General features: G+C 72.3%; 14 protein-coding genes and 1 pseudogene. 10 read left to right on the top strand and 5 right to left on the bottom strand.

Features of this window, described 5'->3' with window-relative positions; translation table 11 throughout:
• Positions 1–8 precede the first annotated feature (8 nt).
• Genes IF47_RS28570 through IF47_RS0105775 form a run of 3 tightly spaced genes read left to right on the top strand, consistent with a single transcriptional unit; the run spans position 9 to position 5,127 of the window.
• Complete coding sequence (locus IF47_RS28570) at positions 9–935, top strand: amidohydrolase family protein (RefSeq protein WP_051717072.1); 927 nt, start codon at positions 9–11, stop codon at positions 933–935.
• Positions 932–1,978 (top strand): alcohol dehydrogenase family protein, encoded by a 1,047-nt coding sequence (locus tag IF47_RS0105770; protein ID WP_031507142.1) that lies wholly within the window; start codon positions 932–934, stop codon positions 1,976–1,978. Before IF47_RS28570 ends, IF47_RS0105770 begins: the two co-directional genes overlap by 4 nt.
• The gene (locus tag IF47_RS0105775) at positions 1,975–5,127 is read left to right on the top strand and encodes a non-ribosomal peptide synthetase (RefSeq protein ID WP_051717074.1); all 3,153 of its coding nucleotides are present in this window, start codon (positions 1,975–1,977) and stop codon (positions 5,125–5,127) included. Before IF47_RS0105770 ends, IF47_RS0105775 begins: the two co-directional genes overlap by 4 nt.
• Positions 5,128–5,147: 20 nt before the next feature.
• Here the strand turns inward: IF47_RS0105775 and IF47_RS0105780 are convergent, their stop codons facing one another.
• The gene (locus IF47_RS0105780) at positions 5,148–5,912 is read right to left on the bottom strand and encodes a thioesterase II family protein (protein ID WP_031507145.1); all 765 of its coding nucleotides are present in this window, start codon (positions 5,910–5,912) and stop codon (positions 5,148–5,150) included.
• A gap of 146 nt (positions 5,913–6,058) precedes the next feature.
• On the opposite strand from IF47_RS0105780, the gene IF47_RS0105785 reads away from it, so the two are divergent.
• Together IF47_RS0105785 and IF47_RS0105790 are read left to right on the top strand one after the other, a co-directional pair.
• Positions 6,059–6,916: an iron-containing redox enzyme family protein gene (locus IF47_RS0105785; protein ID WP_031507146.1), complete on the top strand. Its 858-nt coding sequence runs from the start codon at positions 6,059–6,061 to the stop codon at positions 6,914–6,916.
• Entirely contained in the window at positions 6,913–7,272 is a 360-nt protein-coding gene (locus IF47_RS0105790) for a Rieske (2Fe-2S) protein (protein WP_245641008.1), read from the top strand. The genes IF47_RS0105785 and IF47_RS0105790 overlap by 4 nt, the downstream gene beginning before the upstream one ends.
• 43 nt (positions 7,273–7,315) lie before the next feature.
• Here the strand turns inward: IF47_RS0105790 and IF47_RS0105795 are convergent, their stop codons facing one another.
• Positions 7,316–8,272 (bottom strand): hypothetical protein, encoded by a 957-nt coding sequence (locus IF47_RS0105795; RefSeq protein WP_031507148.1) that lies wholly within the window; start codon positions 8,270–8,272, stop codon positions 7,316–7,318.
• A gap of 147 nt (positions 8,273–8,419) precedes the next feature.
• Here IF47_RS0105795 and IF47_RS0105800 point away from each other — a divergent pair, with 147 nt between their 5' ends.
• Positions 8,420–9,133, top strand: a complete 714-nt coding sequence (locus IF47_RS0105800; RefSeq protein WP_031507149.1) for a sugar phosphate nucleotidyltransferase — start codon at positions 8,420–8,422, stop codon at positions 9,131–9,133.
• Positions 9,134–9,160: 27 nt separating this feature from the next.
• On the opposite strand, the pseudogene IF47_RS32085 reads toward IF47_RS0105800, so the two are convergent.
• The 3 genes and pseudogenes from IF47_RS32085 to IF47_RS0105810 form a co-directional block, all read right to left on the bottom strand.
• Positions 9,161–9,388: pseudogene (locus IF47_RS32085) on the bottom strand (hypothetical protein); the annotation flags it as partial.
• Positions 9,379–9,507, bottom strand: coding sequence for a hypothetical protein (locus IF47_RS32090; RefSeq protein WP_425423551.1), 129 nt, complete (start codon positions 9,505–9,507; stop codon positions 9,379–9,381). The gene IF47_RS32090 and the pseudogene IF47_RS32085, both read right to left, overlap by 10 nt.
• Positions 9,508–9,526: 19 nt before the next feature.
• Complete coding sequence (locus tag IF47_RS0105810) at positions 9,527–10,711, bottom strand: MFS transporter (protein ID WP_211257168.1); 1,185 nt, start codon at positions 10,709–10,711, stop codon at positions 9,527–9,529.
• A 392-nt stretch (positions 10,712–11,103) separates the two neighbouring features.
• On the opposite strand from IF47_RS0105810, the gene IF47_RS0105815 reads away from it, so the two are divergent.
• Genes IF47_RS0105815 through IF47_RS0105830 form a run of 4 tightly spaced genes read left to right on the top strand, consistent with a single transcriptional unit; the run spans position 11,104 to position 14,645 of the window.
• Positions 11,104–11,841, top strand: a complete 738-nt coding sequence (locus IF47_RS0105815; RefSeq protein WP_031507151.1) for a class I SAM-dependent methyltransferase — start codon at positions 11,104–11,106, stop codon at positions 11,839–11,841.
• Positions 11,838–12,674 carry a Rossmann-like domain-containing protein gene (locus tag IF47_RS0105820; protein ID WP_031507152.1) on the top strand — a complete coding sequence of 279 codons (837 nt, stop codon included), beginning with the start codon at positions 11,838–11,840 and terminating at the stop codon, positions 12,672–12,674. The genes IF47_RS0105815 and IF47_RS0105820 overlap by 4 nt, the downstream gene beginning before the upstream one ends.
• Positions 12,671–13,714: a GHMP family kinase ATP-binding protein gene (locus IF47_RS0105825; protein ID WP_051717078.1), complete on the top strand. Its 1,044-nt coding sequence runs from the start codon at positions 12,671–12,673 to the stop codon at positions 13,712–13,714. The genes IF47_RS0105820 and IF47_RS0105825 overlap by 4 nt, the downstream gene beginning before the upstream one ends.
• Positions 13,635–14,645, top strand: coding sequence for a pyridoxal-phosphate dependent enzyme (locus IF47_RS0105830; RefSeq protein WP_031507155.1), 1,011 nt, complete (start codon positions 13,635–13,637; stop codon positions 14,643–14,645). Before IF47_RS0105825 ends, IF47_RS0105830 begins: the two co-directional genes overlap by 80 nt.
• The last annotated feature ends 4 nt before the right edge of the window (positions 14,646–14,649 follow it).

Genomic DNA, 14,649 nt, shown 5'->3' on the forward strand with positions numbered 1-14,649 from the left:
GAACTCATGTGATCGTCGACTCCCACGTCCACGCGGGCGAGTACTACCGCCACTTCACCCGGTCCTTCGCCCGGGACATGATGGCGACCACCGGCATGCCGCCGGAGGCGCTGGACTCCCCCGAGCGGAAACTGCTGGACCAAATGGACGCGGCCGGTGTCCGGCACGCCTTCCTGCTCGCCTTCGACGTGCAACGCGTCGAGGGTTTCAAGGTCCCCAACGAGTTCGTCGCCGACATGTGTCGGCGGCACCCGGGCCGGTTCACCGGGTTCGCCTCGGTGGACGCGGGCACCCCGGGCGCGGCGGCGGAACTGCGGCACGCGGTGACGGAGCTGGGGCTCAGGGGACTGAAGACGGCGCCCTGCTACCTGCGGATGTCGCCGGCCGACCGCCGGTGGTACGACGTGTACGAGACGGCGCAGGAGCTGGACGTCCCGGTGCTCGTGCACACCGGCTACACCCCCGCGAAGCGGGCCGACCCCCGCTACTTCCCTCCCCAGTTGCTGGACCGGGTGGCCAGGGACTTCCCCGAGCTGCGGCTGGTCCTCGCCCATCTGGGCACGCCGTGGACCGATGCCGCCCTCGACCTGATGGTCCGTTATCCCCGGGTCCACGCCGACCTGTCGATATTCAGTTGGTACCGGCCCGTCCCCACCGTCACGGCGGCACTCGCCAGGGCCCGGGCCCTGGGTGTGATGGACCGGCTGCTGTGGGGCACCGACTACCCGTTCTGCACCATGACCGACTCGATGGCGCGGATGCGGGAGCTGACCGGCGACGGTTCCCTGTGGCCGGACGGCACGCCGCTGAGCGAGGCGGAGTTCGCGTCGCTGACGGGCGGAGCCGCCGCCCGGCTGCTGCCGGGACTTCCCGGGCCGGCCTCCTCCATCACCAGCACGACCCACAGCCACGACGATGAGAGAGAGACCGCATGAAGACCGTGGAATGGCATGCGCCGTACGACGTCCGCGTCATCGACGACGCGCCCGTGCCATCCGTCACCGCGCCGGGCGACGCGGTGGTACGGGTGGTGAGGTCGGCCATCTGCGGCACCGACCTGCACCCCTACCGCGGTGAGATCCCGGACTTCACCCCCGGGACCGTCACCGGTCACGAGTTCACCGGCGTGGTCGTGGAGACGGGCGACGACGTGCGCGGCGTACGGCCGGGCGACCGGGTGGTGGCCTCGGACGTGATCGCCTGCGGCCGGTGCTGGTACTGCCGGCAGGGCTGGCACTACCAGTGCGAGCAGGTGGGCCTGTTCGGCTACGACACGGTGGTGGGCACGACCCCGGTGGCGGGCGGCCACGCGGAATATGTGCGCGTGCCGTTCGCCGATGTCGTGCTGTCCCCGATCCCCGACGGCGTCACCGACGAACAGGCCCTCTTCATCGGTGACATCCTGACCACCGGTTTCGCCTGCGCCGAGCGGGGAGGGGTGCGGCCCGGCGACGTGGTCGCGGTGGTCGGCTGCGGCCCGGTCGGTCTGATGGCCCTGAAGTCGGCCCAACTGATGGGCGCCGCCCGGGTGCTCGCCATCGACCCGAACGGGGACCGGCGCGCGCTGGCCGCCGCCCAGGGCGCCGAGCCGGTCGCGCCCGGCGACGACCTGACCGCCCGGGTCCTGGACCTCACCCACGGGCGGGGCGCCGATGTGGTGCTCGAAGCCGTCGGTGTGGACGCGTCGCTGCTCACCGCCCTGGACATCGTCCGCCCGCGCGGCACGGTCTGCGCGGCCGGCTCCCACGCGTCGCAGGCCATGCCGATGCCGACTGTTCTCGCCTTCGCCAAGGAGCTGACCCTGCGCTTCTCGGTCGGGGACCCGATCAGCCTGGGCGAACGGCTGATGAACCTGGTGCGGCAGGGCCGGATCGATCCCACCTTCGTCATCTCGCACCGCGTCCCGCTGTCCGAGGCCGAAGAGGCGTTCAAGCTGTTCGACAGCGGCCGGGCCACGAAGGTGGTGCTGGTACCGTGACCGGCCCCGCCGAACACCCCGCGTCCGGCGGTGGCCTGGCCGAGCTGATCGCGGAACGCGCCCGCGAGACGCCCGACGCGCCCGCGCTGCGCTGTGGCGAGGCGGTGCTCGGCTACCGCGAGCTCGACGAGCGTGCCGAGGCGCTCGCCGCGCGGCTGCGCCGTGCCGGTGTCGGACCGGAGGTGCCGGTGGGCGTCCTCCTGCGCCGCTCGGTGGAACTCGCCGTCGCGCTGCTCGGCGTCCTGAAGGCGGGCGGTGCCTGTGTGCCCCTGGACCCGGACTACCCGCGGCAGCGCCTGGCGTTCGTACTCCAGGACGTGGCGGCTCCGGTACTGCTGACCGCCCGCGCCCTCGCCGGCTCCCTGCCCGCGCACTCCTCGACGGTGCTCCTCGTCGACGACGGCCGGGACGAGGACGCCGCCGCGGACCGTGCCGCACACCCCGCTCCCGTGCACCCGGACAACCTCGCCTGGGTGGCGTACACCTCCGGCTCGACCGGCCGCCCGAAGGGCGTGCTGCTGACGCACGGGCCGCTGGCCAACCTCGCCCGCGGCATCGGGGCCCGGCTCGACCTGACGCCCGAGGACCGGGTGTTGCAGTTCGCCTCGATCGGCTTCTCCGTGGCGGCCGAGGAGATCCTGTCCACCTGGGTGGCGGGGGCCTGCCTGGTCATGGACCCGGAGGAGGAGCTCGCCGACAGCGGCCGGCTGCTGGCGCTGATCGAACGCGAGGAGGTGACCGTCCTCCAGTTGACGCCGTCGTACTGGTACGAGTGGATGCGCGAACTCGGCGACGAGGACGCCCCCACCGCCCCCGCCTCGCTGCGGCTGCTGGTGGTGGGGAGCGAACCGGTGGCCGTCGACCGGGTCGCCGCCTGGTGCGCCACCAAAGTCCGGCTGGTGCAGGAGTACGGCGCCACCGAGGCAACCGTCTCCCAGCTCCTGTACGAGACCGACGCGGACGCCGACGAGATCCGCGGCCTGCCCCGGCTGCCGATCGGCACACCGCTGCCGGGCCTGTGGGCCTACGTCCTCGACGAGCGGCTCGCCCCGGTGCCCGACGGCGAACCGGGCGAGCTGTACCTGGGCGGCGAGGGGGTGTCCCGCGGCTACCTGGGGCTGCCCGCCATGACGGCCGAGAGGTTCCTGCCGGACCCGTTCGCCGGCCGCCCCGGCGCCCGGATGTACCGCACCCGGGACCTGGCGCGCCGGCTCCCCGGCGGAGAGCTGGAGTTCCTCGGCCGGGTGGACCACCAGATCAACATCCGCGGCATCAGGATCGAACCGGGCGAGGTGGAGACCGCGATCGGCCGCTTCCCCGGTGTCCTGGGCAGCGCCGTCCTGGCCAGGGCGGACTCCGCGGGGACCGAGCGGCTGGTGGCGTACGTGGTGTGGGACGCGCGGCCCCGAGCGCGGGCGCTGCGGGCGTTCCTCCGCGGTGTCCTGCCTCCGGCCCTGGTGCCCTCGCGCTACGTCCCTCTGCCGGCCCTGCCGCTCAGTCCCAACGGCAAGGTCGACCGGCGGGCCCTGGGCGGGCTCCCGCTCGACGAGGGCGCCCGGGGCCGCACACCGGCCGTCGGGCCGCGGACCCCGCTGGAGGAGCGGCTGCTGCCGGTCTGGCAGGAGGTGCTCGGCGGCGAGCCGATCGGCGTCGAGGACGACTTCTTCGAACTGGGCGGCGACTCGCTGGGAGCCGTGCGGCTGGCCGCCGAGCTCAGGTCCCGGCTGGACCTGGACGTCCGGCAGAGGATGATCTTCAGAGCTCCGACCGTGGCGGCACTGGCCGCCGAACTGGAACGGACGGAGGGCGCCGGTGACTCCGGCCCGCGGTCGGACGGTGCGGGCGGCCCCGAGGACCGGGCCCCTGCCTCGTTCGCCCAGCGGCAGATGTGGTTGCTGCACCGCATGGCCCCCACCTCGCCCAGGTTCAACGAGCCGGTGCTGATCCGGCTGATCGGGGAGCCGGACCCGGTGGCGCTGCGCCGGGCCCTCGACGGGCTGGTCGACCGCCACCGGGCACTGCGCACGGTGTTCACCGTCGAGGAGGGCCTTCCGGTGCAGTCTCCCATGGAGCCGCGGGAGTTCGCGCTGCCGCTGGTCGACGTCGAGGGTCGGGACGCGGATGGGGTCCGGGCCGCCGTCGCGGAACTGGCCCGCCGGCCGTTCGACCTGACGCGCGGGCCGCTGCTGAGGGCGGCGCTCCTGCGGTGCGGGCCGCGGGAGCACCTGCTGGTGCTCGTGTTCCACCACATCGTCTTCGACGGCGGGTCGATGGAGGTGCTGTTCGACGAACTCGGCGAGGCGTACCGGGCCGCTCTGGCCGGGGAGGAGGCGGACCTGCCCGAGCTTCCGCTCCAGTACACCGACTACGCGCGCTGGCAGCACCGGCAGGCCGCGGAGCAGGGCTTCGACGAGCAGCTCGCCTACTGGCGCAAACGGCTCATGGGCGCGCCCGCGAAGACCCGGCTGCCGTTCCCGCTGCGGCCGGCCCAGCGCACGGGGAAGGGCGCGGTGCTGCGGTTCGCGGTTTCGCCGGCCCTGACGGCACGGCTGCACGAGGTCGCCGGGGCGGAACACGCCACCGTCTTCATGGTGCTGCTCGCGGCGTTCTACGAGCAGGTCCACCGCGCCACGGGAGCGCGCGATCTGGTGGTGGGCACCCTGGTGTCGGGGCGTGACCGGCCGGAACTGGCCGGTCTGGTCGGGCTGTTCGTCAACTCGCTGTGCCTGCGCACCGAGCTGGCCGACGGAGCTCGCTTCCACGAGCTGCTGGCCGCCGTCCGGGAGGAGGTGCGCGACGGACTGGCCCACCAGGACGTGCCGTTCGAGCGGGTCGTCGAGGAACTCCGTCCCGTCCGCAGCGCACAGTACAACCCGCTGTTCCAGCTCCTCTTCTCCTACGGCAGCACTCCGAGTCGGGCGCCGCGCATGCCGGGGCTGCGGACCGCCCTGCTGCCCTGCGACACGGGGACGTCGAAGTTCGACGCCACACTGGCTCTGGACGACGACGGAGCCGGTGGTCTCCGAGGCCAACTGGAGTACGACAGCGAGCTGTTCGACGAGCCGTCCGCACGGCGTGTGGTCGACGACTACCTCGCGGTGCTGGACGCGGTCGCGGCCGACCCGGGCCATGCGGTGAGCGGCTCATGAGCGGGGCGACGGTACCGCGCTCACTCCGCCCGTGCGCCCGGCACGAGGTGTCGCGCTATGTGTTCCACCAGCGTGCCCTCGTGTTCGCGCAGATAGAAGTGGCCGCCGGAGAAGACCCGGGTGCGGTGGGTCCCCTCGGTGACCTCCGCCCAGGTGTCGAGGTCGGCCACCGGGCACACCGGGTCTCTGTCGCCGCCGTACGCGGTGACCGGCGCCCGCAGCAGCACGTCCGGGACTGCCGGACGGTAGCCGTCCAGCAACCGGTAGTCGGCCCGCAGGACCGGCATGAGCACCTCGCGCAGCTCGGGGTGCTCGTACACCTGGGCATCCGGGCCTCCGAGCCGGCGCACCGAGTCGAGCAGGGAGTCGTCGTCCAGCGCGCCGCTCCGGGCGGGGGCGGCGCGGTGCGGGGCGGCACGCCCGGAGACCAACAGCCCGCCGAGCACCGGACCGGCCTCGCGCTCCAGCCGCAGGGCGACCTCGTAGGCCACGGCGGACCCCATGCTGTGCCCGAACAGTACGACCGGTACGTCGAGGTAGGGCACGAGCGCGGCGGTGACGGCGTCGGCCAGCTCGGTCATCGACTCGACGGCCGGCTCCGACACGCGGTTCTGGCGGCCGGGGTACTGGACGGCCAGCACCTCGATTCCGGCGGGCAGCCGGGCCGCCCAGCCCGTGTAGGCGGTCGCGGCGCCGCCCGCGTGCGGGAGGCAGACCAGGCGCAGTCCGCAGCCCTCGGCCGGAATGCGGCGGAACCAGGGATCGGAGGTATCCGTCCTCGCCATGCTCATGCCTCCCCCACATACGGCCGTTTCGCGCGGCCCGCCTCCGTCGTCGTCCGGGCAGGTCCGCGAGCGGCCGACCTCTTGATCGACCACATCAGCGTAACAACCGGCCTTCCGCAGCCCAGACACCATCTCCGGAGTTCCGAATGACCACCACACCGTCTCCCGTTCCGATAGCCCGCGCCGAGATCGACCAGAGGCGGCTCTTCGACCTGTACCAGATCGTCCCGGACGCCGACGAGTACACGGAGATCCTGGAGCTGGAGCGGCGGTGGATCGTCCCGCTCGCCGAGCACTACCGCCGTACGGCACCGCGGTTCGAGTCGCACCGGGAACTTCTGCGCACGCTGTCCGACTTCCTCACCCGCGAGGGCGCGGCCGCGTCGGACAACCACCGATTCCTCGCCGAGGAGGCCACCTTGGAGCAGTTCAAGGTGGTGGTGGGCGAGTTCGCGATGGACGGGCTGACCGAGTCGCTGTCGCTGCTGCCCGTCATACCGCGCCTGCCGTACCGCTCGGGCATGGCGGTCTTCCGGGTGATGGTGGACGAACTGGGCTGCGGGAACGACGACATGGCGCACTCCGAGCTGTACCGCGAGCTGCTGCGGGAGTTGGGGATGCCGACCGAGGTCGCGGACTACCGGGGGTCCAGCCAGCAGAGCCACGCCTACGTCAACATGTTCCACTGGCTGGCCTCCCGCGCCCCCTCCCCGGAGTACTTCCTCGGTGGCTACACCTACTTCGAGGCCAGCGTGCTCTACGGGTTCCGCAGCTTCGCCCAGGCCGCCAAACGCCTGGGGCTGAAGTCCGGCAGGTACTACACCGAGCACCTCTACATCGACATGTACCACAGCAAGCAGATGCGTGTGGCGCTCAACGAGATGGCCGCGGCGCGCGATCTCGACCTCTCGGCGGTGTGGTCCGGGGTCGAACTCACCAGCGCGATCGTCAACGACGCCACCGAGACGGCGATCTCGATCGCTCGGGAGAAGGTGCGGGCATGACCCCTTCCGAGAGGACCGACGCACCGGCCGGCGCCGGCGGACCGATGCCGCGCCCCCCTGCCGTCGAACAGGTCAGCGACGGCCTGATCCTGGTGGAGCTGGCCGGCCGCCGGGTGCTGGCCTCGGCGGTGTGCCCGCACCGCAGAGGCCGACTGCTCTTCGGCCATCTGGACGAGGGCAGACTGCGGATCCGCTGCCCGTTGCACCACTCGGCCTTCGACCTGAACGACGGCCGCCGGGTGGCGGGGCCGGCGTGCGACCCGATCCGGATCGTCGCGGAACTACCCGAGGGCGCGGCCGTGCCTCCCCCCGAGGAACTGCGCAGGCTGGAGGAGGAATTCGATGTCCGCGCCTGACCGCGCCGGGACCACGCCCGACCGACCCACCGCCCGCGGCGGCTCAGCGGGCCGTCGCGGCCTCGTCCGCCTCGACCGCCTTGGCCAACGCCTCCCGCAGCTCGTCGTAGGTCGACGCGAGCCGGCGCAGCCCCTCGGCCAGCGCCCGGTCATCCCCGGTGACCAGCGGATACTGCACTCCCCCGAGGATCCTCGCCTGCTCGGCGAGGATCCCCGCGGGGCGGCTGTGGCCGATCCCGGCAAGGCAAACGGCCGCGTCGGCCAAGCGGCGTGCGCCGGTCCGCACCGCGAAGTTCTCCATCATCTGCCGAATGTCCGGGTCGAGTTCCCCACTCGCCACCTGCTCGGCCAGCCGTTCCAGGCCCGCCCCGTTGCCCAGCGAGCCGGGCGGCATCTCCACGTCCCCACGGCCGCTCAGCCAGGCGAGGGACTTCGGCAGCGAGGCGCGCAGCGCGTCCTCGGCGGAGACCTCGCGGCGTCGCTCGAACTCCGTGCGCAGCACGAACGGCCGGTCGACGTAGCTGATCTCCTCGGCCCGCCAGGCTTCCAGGAACGCCCCCACCGGCAGAGTCGCGTACGGATACCCGTGCGGGTCGTGGAAGACGACCGTGTCTCCTTCGACCGCCTCCACGGCCACGTAGTGGTCGGCGCCGTTGGCCGTTCCGGAACCGGGCTGGTACAGCAGCAGGCCCATGTCCACCGGGCCGACCACCACCGGTCCCCGGGCCGCTGCCTCCCGCAGCCGGTCCACGGCTTCGTCCGAATCGTCGCCGTCGCTGCGCACGCACTCGTGTCCCAGCAGCTCGATCGCCGTGTCCAGTCCGGCCTCGGGGTCCCAGCCGAAGGGGTCGAACAACGGCAGGGTGCCGTCGATGAGTTGGAAGCCGAACGGCGACCCCGTGAGCACCTCGATGACGGCGGGATCCGGCGAATCGTCACCAAGCACCATCGCGAGCGAGTTGGAGAAGCAGTACGAACCGGAGCCGATGTAAGGGAACAACGTGACCTCGTTAACCGACGACGCTGAACAGGCGATCACTGCCATTGCCGGGGCAGCGGTTCCACTCTACGGTCTCCGCACCCCCTGATGGTTCCTCGGCGCCCGGACCTGTATCGACGAAAGGCTCTTCTCAGAGGGGGCATTCACATGCACGCAGTCATCATGGCCGGCGGCAAGGGCATACGCCTGCGGCCGTACACCACGGCCCTGCCCAAACCGCTCGTCCCGATCGGCGACCAGCACGCGATCCTGGAGATCGTGATGCGTCAGTTGGCCGCCGTCGGTTTCACGAAGGTCACCCTGGCCATCGGCCACCTCGGCCACATCATCCGGGCCTACGTCGGCGACGGCTCCCAATGGGGCCTGGAGGTGGAGTACACGGTCGAGGACAGTCCGCTGGGCACGCTCGGACCGCTGGTCCTGCTGCGCGACCGGCTCCCCGAGCACTTCCTGGTGATGAACGGCGACGTCCTCACCTCCCTCGACTACAGAGCACTGTTGGAACACCACCGGGCGAGCGAGTCGCCGCTGACGATCGCCACCTACATCCGCCAAGTGACCATCGACTTCGGGGTGCTCACCACGGCGGAGGGGCGCGTCACCGGGTTCCGCGAGAAGCCCAGTCTGGACTATCGGGTGTCGATGGGTATCTACGGCCTCAGCAGGGAGACCCTGGCCTCCTACACTCCCGGTCTCCCGCTGGGCTTCGACGATCTGGTGCTCGACCTGCTCGAAACCGGCACACCTCCCGCCTCCTTCGAGTTCGACGGCTACTGGCTCGACATCGGCCGTCCGGACGACTACGACCGGGCCAACGCGGAGTTCGCCGCGAACCAGGACATCCTGCTGGCGGGGAGCTGACCCCGGTCCGGCCGGTCCCGGGCGGCGCACGGGGCATCTCCCCGCACGCCGCCCGGGGCCGGTGCCGGCAGGTCGGCCCCGTCCGTACCGCTCACCGCGGGCAATACCGCGGGCGATGAGGTCGAGGGCGACGACGGTGTCGGCCACGCCCAGGCCGAGGTTGTGGTGGGCGTGGATGCCCGTCTCGGTGGCCGGGTCGAGAACGTCGCGGTAGGCGCGGAGGCGGTCGCGGACCCCGTCCATGGTCAGCCGGCCACGTCCGTGCCCGGCTCGCGGGCGGCGGCGATGGTGCGGGCCTGCTCCACGGCGTACCGGTGCCGGACGGCGTGCATGCCGTCCCGCAGGGTGACGTCCTGCACGTACAGGGAGGTCATGGGGGGCGCGGCCCGTGGATCACCCCGGGCAGTCCGGGCGGCTCGGGCGGCGGGAGAAGTGGCGGGCGGTGGGCACCGCGGCGGCCACGGCCGGCGCGAGGAAGCAGACCAGGGCACAGACGGCGAGTACCGGACGGATTCCGAAGACGTCGATGGCCGGGGCGATGAGGGCGAGGCCGACCGGGGCGAGACCGTAGGAGAGGAGGAAGTCCAGTGAGGAGACCCGGGCGAGCTTGTCCGGGTCGACCTCGCGCTGGGTGGCGGTGAACCACGGCACGTTGAACAGCTCGATCCCGACCCCCGCGACGGCGTAGGCGGCGATCACGACGGCGGGGTGCACCGGCAGCATCAGGCTGAGCGGCGCGAAACCGTAGGCGGCCAGACCGGCCAGGGCGCTCCAGCCCGGGGACCGTGCCCGCCGGCGGGCGGTGACCACGGCCCCCGCCAGAGCGCCCACCGTGTAGGCGGTCGTCGCCGCGGCGAGCACGACTTCGGTCCCGTACCGGTCGCGGCTGACCAGGGGCAGGGCGACACCGGTGGCGGAGTAGCCGGTGGCGATGACAGCGGTCAGAGCGGCGAGTCCGGCCACGAACCAGGGGTGCCGGCGCGCCTCGCGCACTCCGTCGGCGAACTCGCCGAGGAGGGAGGCACGTCGACCCGCGGTGGCCGGTGCGCCGGCGGCGCCGGGGCCGGGGACGAGGGCCGCGACGAGCCAGAGCAGACCGATCCCCAGGAGCAGCGCCCGGATGTCGAGGAGCACCGCGAGCAAGGCGGTCAGAGCGGGACCCACCAAGGTGGTGACACGGACCGCCAACGTCATGGCGGCGTTGGCCTGTTGCCTGCGGTCGGCATCGACGACCTCGGCGGTCAGGGCCTGGAACGCCGGCCGACAGGCCCCTTGCCCCGCTCCGGCCAGCGCGGACGCGGCGGCCATCAGCGGAAGCGAGCGTCCCAGCCCGGCGGTCATCAGCGGTGCCGCCACGGCTGCGGCGAGTCCGGCCCACAGCACGACACCCCGACGGGAGTGCCGGTCGGCCAGGACACCGCTGATCGGCACCGCCGCGAGGAATCCCACCGTGCGAGTGGCCAGGACCAGGCCGAGGCCCGCTGGGGTGAGCGCCCGGTCGAGCACCGCGAGCCCGAGCACGAACGGCAGGGCCCAGGTGGCCAGGCCCGATGCCGTGGTACCGGCCCACAGCCTCAGGAAGGCGATGTCGAGCAGAACGCTCCTCCGGGGCGGCGGGCTCGCCTGGGAGGTCGCGGGTGCGGACGGAGTCGCCACGGCGTGATGCTCCTGTCGTCGAGGGGTGGATCGCCTGCGGGGCTCGGTGGTCCGTGTCCGTGCCGCCTGCCGGGAGCCACCGCATGGGCAGCGGGCAGGGCGAGGAAGCGCGCACGGACCGGAGGCGCACCAACGCCACCCTAGTGAAAATGATTGTCATTAATCTACCCGCCGAACACCCGCGCCCGCCCGACCCCCCTCGACGTCCACACCCCCTGCCGGCGCTCGACGTCGGCACTTCCGGGGATTCCCCACGGCCCTCTGATGAATATGATTATCATTACGCGTCAGTCCTCCCGTGAGAAGGAGACCCAGTGGACACGACAGCAAGCGGGCCCGCCCTGCTGAAGCAGCTCCCGCCGCCACTGCCCGCCGAGCGGATCATCGCGGTCAACCAGCCCAAGGCCGACCTGCACACCACTCGCAGCCACGAGTGGAACGGGTGGACCTTCGAGGTACCGCCGGGTGTCTTCATGCCGGGCTGGACCAGCCGGATGATCCACGAGCGGCTGCTGGACGGCCGGATCGACGTACGCGGCCGCCGGTACGGGGCCATGGGCGTCGGGCTCGGTGTCGAGGCCGTGGTCGCCGGGGTCCGCGGGGCCCGGGAGATCCACGCGATCGACATCCACCCCGAGAGCGTGGCCACCACCGTCCGCCACTACGAGCGCCTGGTGGGCGAGCGCGAGGGCACCGCCCTCATACCCGTGGTGGGGGATCTGTTCGACGGTCTGCCCGAAGGGGTGCGGCTGGACGTCGTCACCTTCAACCCACCCGCGGTCAGCCAGACCGTCAGCGACGACCCCGATGTCGTGCGCAACGTCTGCGTGGGCGCGTCCCTGCCGGCGAGGTTCTTCGCGCAACTCAACGAGAAGGACCTGTTGGCCCCCGGCGGAGAGGTGTTCCTCGTCGTCTCCAACACCGCCGACCTGCACACCATCATCCGGCACGCGCTGGACCAGGGGTTCACCCCGAGGATCGATCACCTGCACGACTGGCAGGACGGCGTCGTCACCTTCCTGTTCCGGCTGACCCGCGGCGGCCGGGCATGAGCGCGCGACCGTCCACCCCCCGTCCCGACACCGTCGACGATCTGCTGGCCGCCGTCCTGGCGGGCGAACAGGGGCCGCGTCCCTCGGACCTCACGGCCACGAGCGTGTTCTGGATCCACCACGGAACCCGGCTCGCCGGAAGCGACGCCACCTACCTCAACCAGTACGTCCTGGTACGCCTGGGAGGCTCCTTCGGAGCCTGTGCCTTCGAGGCCGGCGAGATCGACCCGGCGATATGCCGGGACGCCTCGGGCAGCCCGCTGGAGACACTCCTGCGCGCGGCGCCCCGCCCGCTGCGGATCGCCGCCCTCGACGCCTACCTCGCCGAGGCCCGGCCCCACCGGCAGGCGGCACACGCCGAACCGGTGACACTGCCCGCCGGGCCCCCCGAGGTGCGAGCCAGGGCCCGGGACGCGGCCATCGCCGGACTGCTGGACATCGACGACGGCGCCAAGGTCGCGCTGATCGGCGTCGTCAACCCCCTGGTCGCGGCAGTCCGTGAACGCGGCGGCGATCCGCTGCCGTGCGACTTCAACCTGCGCACGACGCAGTGGGGCGACCCGGTGACCGACGACATGGAGGAGGTCCTCGGCGCCGCCGACGCCGTGGTCGCCACCGGTATGACGCTCGGCAACGGCACCTTCGACACGGTCCTGACGCGCTGCCGCGAACGGAGCGTGCCGCTCGTCGTCTACGCCCAGACCGGCAGCGCGGTGGCGCGCGCCTTCCTGGGGTCCGGGGTGACGGCGCTGTCCGCGGAGCCCTTCCCCTTCTCCCAGTTCAGCGCCGACCCGACCGTGCTGTACCGCTACCGCGTGGGGAGCGTCTCGTGACGGTGGCCACCACGCGGGCAGCGTCCGGCGCCGGCACCGCCGTCGTCGGCACCGGGCACGCCTCCTGTCACCACGGCGAGATCCTGCAGGGTGTCTTCCTCGACTCCCGCGGGCGGCGCTGCGCGGGCCTGGTCACCCTGCCCATGCCCGGCCCGGGCGCGCGAGCGGAGTTCACACGCCGCCCGGGCACCGCGCCCGAGGACGTGTCGGTGACCCCGGACGACCGCGCCAAGGCCCTGCGCGCGGCGGTCCTCGCCGTGCGGGAGTGCGCCGCACGGCGCCGGGAACCGGTGTGCGGCGGAGAACTGCGCCTGAGCGGCGACATTCCCGTGGGACTGGGGATGGGTTCCTCCAGCAGTGACGTCATCGCCGCCATACGCGCGGTCGCGGACTCCTTCGGTCTGCGCCTGCCGCCCGAGACGATCGCGCGTCTGTCGGTGCGGGCCGAGCGGGCGTCCGATCCGCTGATGCTCGACGGTCGGCCGCTGCTCTTCGCCCAGCGGGAGGGACGTGTGCTGGAGGTCCTCGGCGACGCGCTGCCGCCGGCCGTCGTCGTGGGCTGTGCCCTGGGCGGCGGCAAGCCGGTGGACACCCTCTCCCTTCCGGCACAGGCCCACGACGACGAGGACCTGCACGCCTACGAACGCCTGCGGTCCCTGCTGCGGCGGGCGATCGCCGAGGCGGACCCGGCGCTCCTCGGCCGGGTCGCCACCGCCAGCGCGCGGCGCGCCCAACGCGTCCTTGGCCACGACGAGTTCGACGCCCTCGTGGAGATCGGCGGACGCGTCGGGGCCGTGGGCCTGCAGCTCGCCCACAGCGGCAACGTGGCCGGGGTGCTCTTCGACCCCGCCTCCCCCGATCTGGACCGCCGACTGCGGCGCTGCGCGAGAGCGCTCGAGGACAGCGGCATCCCGGTCACCCGTACCTTCACGACCTTCACCACCGGCGAGGAGCTCATGGATGGACGAGCACATAGCGGAAGCGGTAGGCCGACCGGACCTGATACGTCTCGGCGACGGACTCGTCTGCCTGCGCTTTGAGACCATGAAGGTCGTCTCCGCCCTGGCGGCGGTGCGACACCTGCTCGAAACCGGCGCGGTGCGGCGCGGCGACACCCTGCTGGACAGCTCCAGCGGCATCTACGCCTACGCCTTGGCCCTCGCCTGCCACCGCCACGGCATGCGCTGCCACATCGTCGGCTCGACGACCGTCGACCACGTGCTGCGCACCCAACTCGCCGTGTTGGGCGCCCACTTGGAGCAGATGGGCCCGAGCGACGACTTGAAGCTCGACCAGAAGCGCAGAGTGGAGCGCATCCAGGAGATCCTGCGCGAGCGCCCCGACTACCACTGGATGCGCCAGTACCACGACGACATCCACTACCTCGGCTATCGGGCCGTGGCCGAGCACATCGGGCGGGAGACCGACACCGATCGCCTCACCGTCGTCGGCGGAGTGGGGTCGGGGGCCTCCACCGGGGCTCTCGCCCGATATCTGCGGGAGAGGTCGCCCGGCGTCGAACTCGTCGGCGTCCAGCCCTTCGGCAGCGTCACCTTCGGCAGCGAGCACGTCGCCGACCCGGAGATCATCATCGCCGGGATCGGCAGTTCCATCCCCTTCGGGAACGTCACGCACACCCTCTACGACACCCTTCACTGGGTCGCCTTCGACGCCGCTCTCGCGGGCAGCGTCGACCTGCTGCGCCGGCACGCGGTCTTCGCCGGCCTGTCCACCGGGGCCGGCTATCTGGCCGCCCGGTGGGAGAGGGACCGTGCCCCCGAGCGGACCGTCCTGTTCATCGCCGCGGACACCGGCCACCGGTACGTGGACTCGGTCTTCGCCCGGTACCGGGAGGCGTCGCGCGTCGAAGACCTCGTCCCCCGCGCCGTGACGACGGTGGACGAACTCGCCCTCCCCTGGTCGCGCATGGACTGGAACCGCGCGCCCGCTCCCGTCACCGCCGCGGTGTAGCGGC

The sequence above is a fragment of the Streptomyces megasporus genome (genome assembly GCF_000718985.1).
In the GTDB taxonomy this organism is placed as follows: domain Bacteria; phylum Actinomycetota; class Actinomycetes; order Streptomycetales; family Streptomycetaceae; genus Streptomyces; species Streptomyces megasporus.

Excerpts from the sequence above, each read along its gene's own strand:
- IF47_RS0105770 (WP_031507142.1), top strand. The coding sequence starts at position 932 with ATGAAGACCGTGGAATGGCATGCGCCGTACGACGTCCGCGTCATCGAC.
- IF47_RS0105780 (WP_031507145.1), bottom strand. The coding sequence starts at position 5,912 with ATGGCGAGGACGGATACCTCCGATCCCTGGTTCCGCCGCATTCCGGCC.
- IF47_RS0105785 (WP_031507146.1), top strand. The coding sequence starts at position 6,059 with ATGACCACCACACCGTCTCCCGTTCCGATAGCCCGCGCCGAGATCGAC.
- IF47_RS0105790 (WP_245641008.1), top strand. The coding sequence starts at position 6,913 with ATGACCCCTTCCGAGAGGACCGACGCACCGGCCGGCGCCGGCGGACCG.
- IF47_RS0105800 (WP_031507149.1), top strand. The coding sequence starts at position 8,420 with ATGCACGCAGTCATCATGGCCGGCGGCAAGGGCATACGCCTGCGGCCG.
- IF47_RS32090 (WP_425423551.1), bottom strand. The coding sequence starts at position 9,507 with ATGACCTCCCTGTACGTGCAGGACGTCACCCTGCGGGACGGCATGCAC.
- IF47_RS0105820 (WP_031507152.1), top strand. The coding sequence starts at position 11,838 with ATGAGCGCGCGACCGTCCACCCCCCGTCCCGACACCGTCGACGATCTG.
- IF47_RS0105830 (WP_031507155.1), top strand. The coding sequence starts at position 13,635 with ATGGACGAGCACATAGCGGAAGCGGTAGGCCGACCGGACCTGATACGT.